The organism is Puniceispirillum sp. (SeqCode), assembly GCF_965657105.1.
Taxonomy (GTDB): domain Bacteria; phylum Pseudomonadota; class Alphaproteobacteria; order Puniceispirillales; family Puniceispirillaceae; genus Puniceispirillum.
Map to the genome: position 1 here is coordinate 1 of NZ_CBFHNB010000058.1, position 13,903 is coordinate 13,903.

Consider the following 13,903-nt stretch of genomic DNA (forward strand, 5'->3'; position numbering starts at 1 on the left):
GTAGAATTCGCCCGGGCTTCGGTCGGCGCGGCTATCTTCATCGCGGAAACAGGGCGCAATCTGGAAATAGCGGTCAAAACCCGACACCATAATCAGCTGCTTGAACTGCTGGGGGGCTTGCGGCAGGGCATAGAACTTGCCTGGATGTAAACGTGCGGGCACCAGAAAATCACGCGCCCCTGCGGGTGACGATGCGGTCAGAATGGGTGTTTGAAATTCGGTAAAGCCCTGAGCGACCATGCGGGCGCGGATTGATTGAATAATCTGCGCGCGCAACATGATATTGGCATGTGGGCGACTACGGCGTAAATCAAGATACCGATAACGCAAGCGTGTTTCCTCGCCTGAATCTTCATCCGAATTGACCTGCAAAGGCAATGTATCTGCCGCTGACTGCACCTCAAAGCTTTCGATGCGCACTTCGATATGACCTGTTGGCAATGCGGTGTTGATAGTGTCGTCGCTACGGCGCACAACCTCGCCTGTGATGGTCACAACCGATTCAAGACGTGTCGCCTCGACAATGGCAAAACTAGCATCCGAAGAATCGGCAACACATTGCGTCAAACCGTAATGATCGCGCAGGTCGATAAATACGAGTTGGCCATGATCGCGCTTGCGATTGATCCAACCGGAAATACGAACTTTTTCGCCGACCGCGGCCTCGGTTAGGGCAGCGCAAGTATGGGTGCGGTAAATATGCATAAGTGAAGCTCCAAAAACGACCGGTCATCCCCGGCTAAAATCGGGGCGAGTATGCAAATTATGACTGCCTGACGCAACCAGCTTTCACGCAATTTTGCTGTGATACGCCATAATCACGTCCATATCAGGCAAAATAGAGGGAAAATAGAGGCAATACAGGAAAATAGCTAACTGCGGCGGCGGCCACGGCGACCACGACGCCCACCGGCACCAGCATCATCATTGGCATTGGCATTGGCATTGGCATTGGATGAGGTCTGCACATCAGCCCATGGCGTGCCAAGCACCGCCAGCATATCATCTTGATCAAGTGTACCCGCGGGACGCGACGCCAAAGCCGCGCTCATAGCGGCCACATGCGCTGGTGTCGTGCCACAACAGCCGCCAATGATGCTTATACCAGCATCGCGCGCAAACAGGGCATAGCTGGCCATTAATTCGGGGGTGCCGTGATAATGGATCGCCCCTTCGACATAGGCCGGAATCCCGCAATTACCCTTGGCCACCATCGGGATATTGGCAGCTAAGGCGGTCGCGGTCATACCGGTCATCGAATGCATCAATTCGGCTGGCCCAATACCACAATTCGCGCCTAGCACATCGACGCCAAGCGCAACCGCCTGTTCGGCGAATTGCTGAGGCGTGATGCCCATCATGGTGCGGCTGGCTGTGTCAAAGGTCATGGTAACCGCAACCGGCAGACCCGTTACTTTGGCGGCCGTGACCGCGGCATCGACTTCTTCGGTGGACGACATGGTTTCCACCCACAGCATATCAACCCCGCCTTCGGCAAGCGCAGATGCCTGTTTTGTGAACGCCTCACATGCGGAATCCGGCGTCAGCGCGCCAAGCGGTTCAAATAATTCACCCGTGGGGCCGATTGACCCCGCCACAATCGCATCGGTGCCGGTTTTATCGCGATGGCTTGTTACCGCCGCCACAGCATTAATCGCCGCCGCGTGATTGAGCTCTTCGACCCGGTCTTGTGCATCATGCAATTTCAAACGGAATGATGTGCCGCCAAAGGAATTGGTCAGGATAAGATTCGAACCGGCTTGCAAAAAACCATCATGCAACCACATAATGTCGTCGGGACGTTCAACATTCCATAATTCAGGTGGATAACCTGTCTCAAGGCCGCGACCAAATAGGTTTGTGCCTGTCGCACCATCGGCAAGCAGATACGAACATTCAGCCAGCATATCATGAAATTTTGATGACATAGTCTGTCTCGGTTTATCCTTCACCCGCAATCGTTCGGCGCCGTGTAGGGCGGCGGCGGATACCGGTTTTTTCTGCGCGACGCTCATTCAGAGTATCAAGCAAGTCACGTTGCGCCTCTGCATCCATACGGCTCCAACTGGCGATTTCCTGCCTTGTACGGTAACAACCAAGACAGATATCGGCCTGCGGATCCATCTGGCAAATAGAGATACATGGCGAGGGCATAGCAACGGCGGCATTTGATAACTTTGACTTCACTGCATCCGCCTCATGTCTATAGCCGCGTTATCTGTGACCTAATTAAATGACAGATTGAATACTAGGCTGCCTGACTTTCATCCGCAGATGCTTCCATGACCACATTTAACTTTTCTAGGCCTGATTCAAGTTTTTCGGCAAGCGGAATCTGAACCAGATTTTTATCCACCGCGACCTCGGCAGTTTCGGCTTTCGCATCGATTGCCCGTGCGGCGTGATCTTCGACAAGGTTAAGCAGCCTTATTGCTTCACCCTGCATCATGACTGGCATATCTTCACGTAAAAAGGCGCGCAGAACGCGTTTCGCATGCACTTCATTTAACAGCGTATCAATATGACGGGCACCGGTAGGGATGATCAGCGCATCATAATCAATAGCAAGCGTTGTTGATAATGTGCTATCCACCGGATAGGACATGCCCCACCCGGAACCATTCCAAGAGTTGGTCAGGCCAGCATCGCGTGAAATGATCTTCAATTTGGCAGTCTTTGCAAGCATTGCGCGCTGGATGGCGATAAACTGATCCTCATCAAACCCGCTAGCCACCATTATACCAATAGTCTTACCTGCAAAATTATTCGCCTGCATTGAGATCTCCTTTGTGAAAACTGAATCAAAACCGTTGCGGTTTATCAATATAAAACAATTTGTTAGTTACCAAGCGTGCAGACGAAATGTAGACGAAATGTCCGCACCGCATTGTGAAATTCATGTTTGAAGCTCTTGGTCAGCGTGCTTGATTGCACGGATAATGCCCCAGGAACAGCCGATTTATACCTTGTCTTTACGCTTTGTTCAAGCCCTGCTTTGCCAAGCTTTGGAATATATTCGGTACCAGCGCGTTGATGGCCAGAAAACCTATCACCATAAAACACGACGGCGCGCCCATAGGGAAAAATATTGCTTTCTGGTGTTGATTTCGGCATATATAAGCGCATTAGAAAGCAGCTTTGATTCACATTTCAAGATCAACAGGCGCTTACGCGCCATGCTAGCGACAAAGGGTCGGGGCTTAACCCGTAACCATAATGCAATTTTCACCTGTTTTGAACATTCTGGGCCTTTTGACCACTATCCTGGCAGCGACCATGCTGATCCCAATGTGTGTCGATCTGTATTTTGGGTCTGGCGACTGGCAGGTTTTTGCCGTTTCATCCTTATTCACGGCTTTCTTCGGTGTCACCACATGGCTGGCAACGTCACAGCGTGAACCGCTTGATCTTGGACTACGCCAGGCGTTTTTGCTGACCAATGGCTCGTGGATGCTGATCGGTGTTTTTGGATCACTTCCCTTTATGTTTAGCGAATTACAGCTCAGCCCGACAGATGCGCTATTTGAGTCGGTATCAGGGATCACCACAACTGGTTCAACCGTTTTACAATATATTGAGATGGCGTCACCGGGCATTCTGATGTGGCGAGCGCTTTTGCAATGGCTGGGCGGCGTTGGCATCATTGTGATGGCGATGGCGGTATTGCCAATGCTGTCCGTTGGCGGCATGCAGTTATTCCGCACCGAATCCTATGAGCGCGCTGACAAGGTTGTGCCACGTGCGGCTCAGCTAGCAGGTGGCATCGGTCTGGTTTATGCCGGCCTGACAGCGATATGGACAATGATGCTAGCGGCGGCAGGCATGGGCATATTTGACGCGCTTACCCATGCCATGACGACGTTGGCAACCGGGGGGTATTCAACGCGCACAGCCTCAATCGGGGCGTTTGATTCGGTTACAATCGAATGGATTATCATTGCCGGTATGATTGTTGGCAGTCTGCCCTTTGCGCATTATCTGGCGATGGTTCGGGGTGGCTGGCGCAATCTCGTGAATGACCCACAGGTCAGATGGTTCTTTATTCTTCTGATTGGTCTTGTGGCGTTATTGGCATGGCACCTGTCAGCTGGCGGATACAAGATTGCCCATGCGATCCGTGAGTCCAGTTTCAACACAATTTCGATTTTGACCGGAACTGGCTATAGCAGTGCTAATTTTTCAGCTTGGGGTGGTTTTGCCTCGACAATGCTATTGATTGCCATGTTCATCGGCGGATGTGGCGGATCGACAACGTGCGGAATCAAGGTGTTCAGGCTACAGGTGCTCGCGACAACCGCGCGTGTCCAGATCAGCCGGCTGTTACGTCCACATGGTGTTGTGCTTGCCTATTATAACCGCAAACCGGTTTCCAGCGAGGTCATGGATTCGGTGATGGCGTTTTTCTATGTCTATATTTTATGTTTTGTCATTCTGGCTATTTTGCTGGGCATGATGGGGTTGGATTTCATCACCGCCTTATCTGGCGCGGCCACATCAATCAGCAATGTCGGGCCGGGGCTTGGTAATCTGATTGGTGCAGAAGGTAATTTTGCCCTGTTGCCTGATCCGGCAAAATGGGTCATGTCGTTCGGCATGTTGCTTGGCCGACTGGAATTATTTACTGTCCTTGTCATGCTCAACCCCGGATTTTGGCGGCGGTAAAGCATCATCCAGCCAGAGCAAAGCGGTGGCTGAAAGATGATCGCGCTAAACAAGCATCATCCAGCCAGAGCAAAGCGATGGCAGAAAGATGATCGCGCTAAACAAGCATCATCCGACCGCAAGGTCGAGAGATGATGCGACATGATATAAGAATCAAGCATCATCCGATCAAGTGTAACGAAGATCGAAAGATGATCGCGCTTATAAAGCATCATCCAGCCAGAGTGCTTGCAAACCATATGTGCTGGTTTAGGGCACCGTGATATTCGGGATTTTGGCAACTTCTTCACGCGCTTGTTTGTCGAGCAAATTCACCGCAGCAAGCAAAGCCTCTTGCACCGCAATATCAAGCTCATTGGCGGTGGAGGATTCAGGAATGGTTAACGCATGACGCGCCGACAGTTCTATCATGCCTTGAAACCCGCCAACCGGCTGTAACCAGATCAGGCGGGCTTCGATATGCGCTTCGATTTTACTTTCCTGTTCATCCGTAATCAGGCTGTTCAAACCAGCCGAACGCGCCAGCTTGGTGCGGGTTAAGGACGCCCGCGAAATATCCAGCACCAATTCACCGCTACCCCCAGCAGGCATCAATATATTTGACGCCCAGTCAATCACCACATTTGATGGGGCTGGATTGGCAAGATAACCGATATAGGGCGCTTCGATTGGCATCTGCCAGTTTTCGATAATTTCCATGCGCCGCGCATTCATCCGCAGGGGCTGGTAATTATTGGCTTCAAATTTTGGCGGTGCTGTCACCGTTGTCGTCGTTGCCCCGCATGCGCCAAGAAAGATCAGCGCAACAAGGCTGAAAAGCAGGGACAATTTTTGCATCATCATCACTCCAGAAACCTATATCAACTTTAGAGTGCGCCAGTTAAAGATTAAGTTAAAGATTAAAATGTAGCATTTGGTGATCATAGTAGGTGGTCGCAGGCGGATTTAGACCTGACTTCAGCCAATCAGCGCATTAGCCAGCCAGAACGTCCGTACCGAAACGTCGTTCGGTTTTACAGAACTCACATGTCACCCGAATTTTGCCGTCATCATCAAGCAGATCATCGGCTTCTTCAGGCTTAAGCTGTTTGAGGATCGCCTCGACCTTTTCCATATTGCAGCGGCATTCATCGATCACCTGGCGCGCTGGTGCGACATGTGGTGACAATGTATTGAACAGACGAAACACAAGCTGCTCTGGTGTGATTGCAGCATCAAGCAATTCACTCTGCTTGACTGATGCCATCAATGTTTTTGCCGTGTGCCAGACATCATCATGTAGCTCGATGTCAGCCTTGCGTGGCTTTTTACCACCTTCGCTGGCGACGCGTTGTATCATCATGGCGGATGCCTGCCAGCCACCATCACCCTGTCCGGATGTGCTTGTGACAGCTGTTTCCAATTGTTCGGAATTGGCAAACCAGGCCATCGCCGCATCGCGCAATTCAGGCCCATCAAGTTCGACAATGCCCTGATAACGGCCGCCAGTAGCACCTTCATCAACAGTGAATGCCATATAGCCGCCACCCATAATCTGCGGCAGATTTGATATACCATGCGCTGGCACAACCACTGCAGAATCCTCGTCAAAAGCGGTATAGCCACGCATAGCACCTGTTTCGGTGATATCGGCAAATAGGGTGCGCACGCGGCCATCACCTTTGGCTTGCAAGGTAAAGACACCAGCAAATTTCAACGTGCTCGACAGACAGGCAGTCATCGCCAGCGCTTCGGCTTGCAACAAGGCAACATCCTGCGGATAATCATGACGTGCCAGAATTGTGCTGGCCACATGGCCAACCGACGCGATACGGCCACGTACAAGCGGCGTTCCAGTTTCTTCATCAGCAAGATAAAACGGCAGAACCTGCGCATCTGGTCGAAGATTATCATTCACAACAACATCCATTACACTGTCTCTTCCAGCTCGATATAATCCAACCATTTAAGCACTTAAATCAGTTACCACCCATGCACCAAGCCAGGATCGCCTTTTGCGCATGCAGACGGTTTTCGGCTTCGTCAAACACAACTGACTGATGCCCATCAATAACATCGGCAGTGACTTCCATACCGCGAATAGCAGGCAGACAATGCATGAAAATTGCATCACCAGCCGCGGCCGCCATAATCGCGGCATTGACCTGATAGGGGGCAAAATCTTCGGCACGGGTGCCTTCATCATCCCCCATTGAAATCCAGACATCGGTAACAATTGTTTGCACATCCTTGGCCGCTTCCATGGCATCATCCGTCAGCGTGATATCAGCACCTTGAGCGCGTGCCCATGCCAGTAACTTGCTTGATGGCGCGTACCCATTGGGGCAGGCGATATTCAATTTAAAGCCAAACACAGCCGCCGCCTCGATCCAGCTAGTAGCCACATTATTACCATCACCAAGCCAGGCCACAGACTGGCCAGCAAGTGGTCCATGACGTTCGATCATGGTTTGCAAATCAGCCATGATCTGGCATGGATGCGACCATTCGGTCAGCGCATTTATGACCGGCACAGTGGCATGTTCAGCCAAGGTCATCAACATGTCATGCTTGAAACAGCGGATCATGATCGCATCAACATAGCGTGACAATACCTTGGCAGTGTCGGCAACGCTTTCGCCGCGACCAACCTGCATATCACTAGCCGATAGAATCAATGGTGTTCCGCCAAGCTCAGTGATGCCAACCTCAAAAGATACGCGGGTGCGTGTTGACGGCTTTTCAAAAATCATCGCCACCGATTTCCCCGCAAGCGGCTTGGCTGATGCCGAACCTGCTTTGCGGTCAGCCTTTAAACTGGCAGCCTGTTCAAGAATAGCTGACAATGTGCCAGCATTAAAATCACGTATATCCAGAAAATGTCGCATTATCTAAATCCTGTTCAACCAACCGGCCTGATACTGTTAGGTCTTCTGGCCTTGGTTTCACGCCTTGAGGGTTTCAAAAATATGGGCAAGCGCACCTAGCGCAATATCGATTTCATTTTCGCTGATAATCAGCGGCGGCAATAGCCGCAAGGTGTTTTCCGCCGCAGGCACCGCCAGAACATGCTGTGCACGCAAGCTCGCCATAATCGTCGCAACATTATAATCATCGGCAAATTTGATGCCGCGCAGAAAACCGCGTCCACGTAATTCTTCAATCATATGCGGATAGCTATTCTGCAGATCGCGCAGCCCCTTATCCAACAGCGCCGCCCGCCGTTGCACATCGGCAAGAAATCCCGGCTTTGACAATTCGTCCAGCACCACCTCAGCCGCCGCCATTGCCAGCGGATTACCGCCAAAGGTCGATCCATGCGTTCCCGGCGTCATCGCATTACCCACTTTTTCACTGGTAATCACGGCCCCAACGGGAAAGCCACCGGCAAGCCCTTTGGCAAGCGCAACAATATCCGGTTTGATACCCGATTCCTGAAACGAGAACATATGGCCTGTCCGGCCAATACCTGCCTGCACTTCATCAGCGATAATCAACGCGCCGAATTCATCCGCCGCGGCTCTGGCTTCGGCCATATAGTCGCTTGGCACCTGTTTTGCACCGCCTTCACCCTGCACGGCTTCGATCATGATCGCTGCCACATGCGGCCCCATGGCTGCACGCAGACTATTCATATTGCCAAACGAAACATGCTCAAACCCAGCTGGCATGGGGCCAAATCCAGTCCGAAAGGCTGGACGGTCAGTTGCCGCCAGCATACCCAATGTCCGGCCATGAAACGCGCCTGACGAACACAGAATGGTCATTCGTTCGGGCATGCCTGCCTCATGCGCGGCGCGGCGTGCAATCTTCACCGATGCTTCGGTCGCCTCGGCACCTGAATTACAGAAAAACACCTGATCCAGCCCTGACAATGATGCCAGTTTTTTTGCCACCGCTTCTTGACCCGGAATCCGGTACAGATTGGATGTATGCCATAATTTGCCAGCTTGTGCCTGTAATGCCGCTACCAGCTTGGGGTGTGCATGGCCAAGCGTATTGACTGCAATGCCGCTAGCACAATCAAGAAACCGCGTCCCATCATCACTTTCCAACCAGCAGCCATCACCGCGCACAAACGCGATTTCGGTGCGTCCGTAGGTGTTCATAACAGCACTGTTTTCGGCGTAATTTGTCATCATTCATTCATCATTATGGTCAAAATTCTAGCGGGGCAGTAATCTTACTTGAACTAAGCAAATGCACCCTTTGTGCTTATCAACACACCCCAAAAAGCAAACCACCCCCGAAACGCTGTCGAAGGTGGATAAATATATAAGGCATTCTAATTCTAAACTATGCTGACAATCCGCATTTTCCCCCAAAATGTCAAGAAACTAAGGATTTTGGCAAAGTAATCAGTCTTGAATGAAATGTTTTGCCAAGCGCAAACCCTGTGACTGATAGTTTGATCCACTGCCACCACTACCATATAGCGTTTCAGGTATCGCGCTCATGGGTTCATAAACAAGACGGCAGACTGTCTGATCTTGCTCGATCAGAAATGGCACATCATGCGAGCGCACTTCCAGCACCGCCCTTGTTGGTGTTGCGCCAATCTCGGCAACGCCAAATCCGGGGTCAAAAAAACCAGCATAATGGGCGCGGAACTCACCAACCCGCGTATCATAAGCACGCATTTCGGCAGCATGATCTTTCGGCACAGTTACAAATTCACGACTTGCCAGAATATAGAATTCATCCGGATTCAGCACCAACCCACCAGCTGTCAGATCGTCAGATGTAAGCTGTTCCCAAAATTCATTAACCGAAACACTGGCAGGCGCATCAATATCGATCAGCCCTGCATGTTTACGCGCACGCCAGCCGATCATCCCGCTTTGGGTATCTGGTGCCAGATTGACCGACAAAGCAATACCATCACGGATATCCGGCGCGTCGGTGCCATGCACAAGCCCAACCTTGCGTTGCAGATCCTGCATCATATCATCCGAAATATGCGGTTGACCGCGGCGCAGACGCAGTTGCGATAGCCGCGATCCAGCCCGTACTAGAACCGAAAAGGTACGCGGCGAGATTTCAGCATAAAGCGGGCCATGATACCCTTTGCTAACCGCTTCGAATTCCAGCGCATTATCGGTAATCAGACGGGTGAAAATATCCAGACGACCAGTCGAGCTTTTCGGATTCGCCATGGCGGATAGATCCGCACTAAGCGCCAGTGATTCCTGCAATTTGACAATATAAACACAGCCACGTTCCAGCACCGCGCCAGCGCTCAGATCAATCTTATGCATGGCGAATTTGTCCAGCTTCTGTGCCACCGTACTATCGGCGCCTGGCAAGAAGGACGCTTGTACACGCCAAGCCTCGGCACCAAGCCGCAAATCAAGGCTGGCTGGTTGCATCTGGCCATCGATAAAATCATTGTCACCCGAAAGAATAACCCCCGCATCCGCCGCAACGCGAAGCGACTGCACAGGCAAAATGCCGTCATTCTGATTACGTGTTTCGGCCATTAGATTTTATCCTTTATCTGTTTTAATACCCAAGCTGAGCATCAATCAGTGCCTTTATAACATTTTCGATACGATGTGTGACTAGCTTTTCAAACGATAGCCTGATTTCAGCGCACGGTAACATAAAATACCCAGCACCAGATTGAGGCTAACAAGACATATAATGCCTGTTAGCAACGGCCGGTCAGCCACCCCAATCATGCCAAAGCGAAACCCATCAATCGCGTAAAATACCGGATTCAGCGCCGCGATCGTATCAAAGGGAGCGGGCAAACGGTTGATTGAATAAAATGTGCCTGACAGAAAGGCCAATGGCTGAATAACAAAATTGGTGATCGCCGCCATCTCGTCAAATTTATTAGCCCATATCCCTGCCAGAATTCCTGCAAAGGCCATAACCAAAGCTCCCAGAAACATAAATAACAAAGCTGTAAATGGCGCGTTTGGCAAGGTGCCCCCACCCAATATGACCAAAGCGCATGCTGTCACCGCGCCGACCATGACACCCCGTGTCACCCCAGCCAGTGACATGGCTGCCAGCACTTCGCCAGCGCCAAGCGGCGGCATCAGCACATCAACAATCGTGCCTTGCACCTTGCCAACGACAAGCGATGACGAGGTGTTGGCAAAAGCATTCTGCAACAAATTCATCATCACCAGCCCGGGGGTGAGAAAGGTTACAAAATCAACACCAACAGTCAGATTAGCACGATCACCCACCGCCACCGCGAATACCATCAGAAACAAAACCGATGTCATAACCGGCGCAATCAGCGTTTGCATCAGAATTTTCATGAAGCGGCGCACTTCGCGCATATATAATGTATACATGCCAATAGTGTTGAGTTTGCCGATTTTGACCGGCCGTATGATATAGCTGTCCGTCGTTTCGTCTGACAGCTTATCCGCATCCGATGATGAGGGTGCGGTTTGATTCAGCGTCTGGTTGTTTTTGGCCATTTTGTTCATGCCGCCAAAATAAGCCCAGTGATGCAAAAGCGCAATGCCTAGAAACCCCACTATGATAATTGATATCCGGTGATATGCGGTTTGGCATCGACATGGTTTCGGCATAGACTGGTGCCGGCCCCGATAGCAACTAGCAGATAGCGAAATGACAATATGGATCAAACCAGGATTAAAAAACGGCTTATGAATAAAGCTGTGCATTATCTTGGCCGCTATGCCACATCCCAGCATCGGCTTGGTCAGGTGCTGGCACGTTTCGCGACACGCAAACTTGCCGATGCCGACGCTGCCGATATCGAAGCCGCGATTGCCGAAACCATTGCCCAATGCGCCGAATTTGGATATGTGCAGGATGATGTCTTTGCGCGCAGTCAAGCGCGCAGCCAGCGTAATCAGGGGCGTTCGGCACGTGTCATTCGGCAACGTTTGCGCCAGCATGAAATCACTAATGACGATATTGATGCCGCCATTGATGAAGCCGACGAATATGTTGAAGATGGTGAATTACTGGCCGCTTTCCGGTTTGCACGGCGCCGTCGGCTTGGCGTTTATACGACGACATCCAGCACAACCGATCCACAGATTTTACGCAATCGGCATCTGGGATCACTGGCACGTGCTGGCTTTGCAATGCGCATTTGTCATCAAGTTCTAAACGTTGCCAACCGCGACGATGCCGAAGCCCTTATTGATGCTCTTGCCAGTGGTGAAACGCATCCTGACCTATAACCTATAAATTCTGTGCATCTCAGTCTTGCCATCACGCCTTCCAGTTAATAGGCTGAACAAAACAGGCTAACGCCGATGATGGAGAGGTTAATGGACGCAGATTCAGTTTTCACGCCAAGTCAGGAATTGGCAGCACAAGCACATGCGGATGACGCACAATATAAAGCCCTCTATGAGGCCTCGATTGCTGATCCGGATGCGTTCTGGGACACGCATGGCAAGCGCATCGACTGGATAAAGCCCTATAGCCATGTCAGCGATGTTTCCTATGATGCAAATAATCTGCATATCAACTGGTATGCCGATGGCACTTTGAACGCATCGGTTAATTGTCTTGACCGGCATTTACAAAGCCGCGGCGATCAGACTGCGATCATTTGGGAAGGCGATGATCCGAATGATCACCGGCATATCTCATATCGCGAACTGCATGAAGAGGTCTGCAAATTTGCCAATGTGCTCAAAGCAAACGGCGCCAAAAAAGGTGACCGCATAACCATCTATATGCCGATGATCCCGGAAGCCACCGTGGCGATGCTTGCCTGCGTGCGCATTGGCGCGGTGCATTCGGTTGTGTTTGGCGGATTTTCGCCTGACGCGCTGGCTGGCCGGATCAAAGATTGCGATTCGAATATGGTTATCACCGCCGATGAAGGCGTTCGTGGTGGCAAGCCTATTCCCTTGAAAGCCAATACGGATGCGGCGCTGGTAAACTGTCCTGACTGCACATCCTGCATTGTGGTCAAGCGAACAGGCGGTGCCATCGACTGGGTTGAAGGCCGTGATGTCTGGTACCACGAAGCGATGCAGGTGGCCGCGGCTGATTGCCCACCCGAAGAAATGAATGCCGAAGATCCGATGTTCATTCTCTATACATCGGGATCAACAGGCAAACCCAAAGGGGTGTTACACACAACCGGTGGCTATATGGTCTATGCGTCGATGACGCATCATTATGTGTTCGACTATCATGACAACGAAATCTACTGGTGCACAGCCGATGTTGGCTGGGTGACAGGCCATAGCTATATCGTATATGGACCGCTGGCGAATGGGGCGGTATCGCTGATGTTCGAGGGCGTGCCTACTTATCCTGATAGTTCACGCTTCTGGCAGGTTGTTGAAAAGCACAAGGTCAATATTTTCTATACCGCGCCAACCGCTATCCGCGCCTTGATGCGTGAAGGCGATGCACCCGTCAAGAAATGCGATCGCTCATCACTTCGCCTGTTGGGAACCGTGGGTGAGCCGATCAATCCCGAAGCCTGGATGTGGTATCACGAGGTGGTTGGTGAAAAGCGCTGTCCGATTGTCGATACATGGTGGCAGACCGAAACCGGTGGCATCATGATTACGCCTTTGCCTGGCGCAACAGCCACCAAACCCGGATCGGCAACCCGGCCTTTCTTTGGGGTCAAGCCGGTGTTGGTTGATGGCGACAATAATCCGCTGGACGGTGCTGTCGAGGGTAATCTGTGTATCGATCATTCATGGCCAGGCCAAATGCGCACAGTTTATGGGGATCATCAGCGTTTCATTGAAACCTATTTCACCACCTTTCCTGGCCGCTATTTCACCGGCGATGGCGCACGGCGCGACGAAGATGGCTATTACTGGATCACCGGACGTGTCGATGATGTTCTGAATGTTTCGGGGCATCGTATGGGCACCGCCGAAATCGAGTCTGCCTTGGTAGCGCATCAACATGTTGCCGAAGCGGCTGTGGTTGGCTATCCACATGATATTAAGGGACAGGGCATCTATGCCTATGTCACATTGGTTGCTGGTATTGAAGCCAGCGACGCTCTTCTTGCCGAATTACGCCAATGGACGCGCAAAGAAATTGGGCCGATCGCAACTCCTGATTTGTTGCAATGGGCACCCCAATTACCCAAAACGCGGTCTGGCAAGATTATGCGACGGATATTGCGAAAAATTGCCGCGAATGAATTTGACCAGCTTGGTGACACATCAACATTAACCGATCCAGCCGTTGTTGACGACCTGATCGAAAACCGACAGAATCGCTAAGCATCATCCGGCCTGAGCGTAGCGATGACCGATAGATGATCGCGGCTATATCA

General features: G+C 51.4%; 14 protein-coding genes. 3 read left to right on the forward strand and 11 right to left on the reverse strand.

Annotated elements, in window-relative coordinates:
• The 5 genes from ACTF7Q_RS08450 to ACTF7Q_RS08470 form a co-directional block, all read right to left on the reverse strand.
• On the reverse strand, positions 1-705 hold a 705-nt coding region (locus ACTF7Q_RS08450), incomplete at its 3' end, for an amino acid--tRNA ligase-related protein (protein ID WP_438997404.1).
• A gap of 167 nt (positions 706-872) precedes the next feature.
• On the reverse strand, positions 873-1,928 hold the full coding sequence (gene bmt, locus ACTF7Q_RS08455; protein WP_438997405.1) for a betaine--homocysteine S-methyltransferase: 1,056 nt from the start codon (positions 1,926-1,928) through the stop codon (positions 873-875).
• Positions 1,929-1,941: 13 nt separating this feature from the next.
• A complete protein-coding gene (locus ACTF7Q_RS08460) occupies positions 1,942-2,187 on the reverse strand; it encodes a DUF1289 domain-containing protein (RefSeq protein WP_438997406.1) in 246 nt (81 codons plus the stop codon).
• Positions 2,188-2,248: 61 nt separating this feature from the next.
• On the reverse strand, positions 2,249-2,776 hold the full coding sequence (locus tag ACTF7Q_RS08465) for a DJ-1/PfpI family protein (RefSeq protein WP_438997407.1): 528 nt from the start codon (positions 2,774-2,776) through the stop codon (positions 2,249-2,251).
• Between the two features lie 62 nt (positions 2,777-2,838).
• Positions 2,839-3,114, reverse strand: coding sequence for a hypothetical protein (locus ACTF7Q_RS08470; RefSeq protein WP_438997408.1), 276 nt, complete (start codon positions 3,112-3,114; stop codon positions 2,839-2,841).
• Positions 3,115-3,216: 102 nt separating this feature from the next.
• Between ACTF7Q_RS08470 and ACTF7Q_RS08475 the strand changes: the two genes are divergently transcribed.
• Complete coding sequence (locus ACTF7Q_RS08475; RefSeq protein ID WP_438997409.1) at positions 3,217-4,662, forward strand: TrkH family potassium uptake protein; 1,446 nt, start codon at positions 3,217-3,219, stop codon at positions 4,660-4,662.
• A 249-nt stretch (positions 4,663-4,911) separates the two neighbouring features.
• On the opposite strand, the gene ACTF7Q_RS08480 is transcribed toward ACTF7Q_RS08475, so the two are convergent.
• The 6 genes from ACTF7Q_RS08480 to ACTF7Q_RS08505 form a co-directional block, all read right to left on the reverse strand.
• On the reverse strand, positions 4,912-5,499 hold the full coding sequence (locus tag ACTF7Q_RS08480; RefSeq protein ID WP_438997410.1) for a hypothetical protein: 588 nt from the start codon (positions 5,497-5,499) through the stop codon (positions 4,912-4,914).
• Positions 5,500-5,635: 136 nt separating this feature from the next.
• Positions 5,636-6,559 carry an Hsp33 family molecular chaperone HslO gene (locus ACTF7Q_RS08485; RefSeq protein WP_438997411.1) on the reverse strand — a complete coding sequence of 308 codons (924 nt, stop codon included), beginning with the start codon at positions 6,557-6,559 and terminating at the stop codon, positions 5,636-5,638.
• Between the two features lie 61 nt (positions 6,560-6,620).
• On the reverse strand, positions 6,621-7,529 hold the full coding sequence (gene argF, locus ACTF7Q_RS08490) for an ornithine carbamoyltransferase (protein ID WP_438997412.1): 909 nt from the start codon (positions 7,527-7,529) through the stop codon (positions 6,621-6,623).
• Between the two features lie 57 nt (positions 7,530-7,586).
• The gene (locus ACTF7Q_RS08495) at positions 7,587-8,783 is read right to left on the reverse strand and encodes an aspartate aminotransferase family protein (protein ID WP_438997413.1); all 1,197 of its coding nucleotides are present in this window, start codon (positions 8,781-8,783) and stop codon (positions 7,587-7,589) included.
• Between the two features lie 216 nt (positions 8,784-8,999).
• Positions 9,000-10,121 (reverse strand): 2'-deoxycytidine 5'-triphosphate deaminase, encoded by a 1,122-nt coding sequence (locus ACTF7Q_RS08500; RefSeq protein WP_438997414.1) that lies wholly within the window; start codon positions 10,119-10,121, stop codon positions 9,000-9,002.
• Between the two features lie 81 nt (positions 10,122-10,202).
• Positions 10,203-11,141: an ABC transporter permease gene (locus ACTF7Q_RS08505; RefSeq protein ID WP_438997415.1), complete on the reverse strand. Its 939-nt coding sequence runs from the start codon at positions 11,139-11,141 to the stop codon at positions 10,203-10,205.
• Between the two features lie 132 nt (positions 11,142-11,273).
• Between ACTF7Q_RS08505 and ACTF7Q_RS08510 the strand changes: the two genes are divergently transcribed.
• Positions 11,274-11,819, forward strand: coding sequence for a regulatory protein RecX (locus ACTF7Q_RS08510; RefSeq protein ID WP_438997416.1), 546 nt, complete (start codon positions 11,274-11,276; stop codon positions 11,817-11,819).
• Between the two features lie 90 nt (positions 11,820-11,909).
• Positions 11,910-13,850: an acetate--CoA ligase gene (acs, locus tag ACTF7Q_RS08515; protein WP_438997417.1), complete on the forward strand. Its 1,941-nt coding sequence runs from the start codon at positions 11,910-11,912 to the stop codon at positions 13,848-13,850.
• The last annotated feature ends 53 nt before the right edge of the window (positions 13,851-13,903 follow it).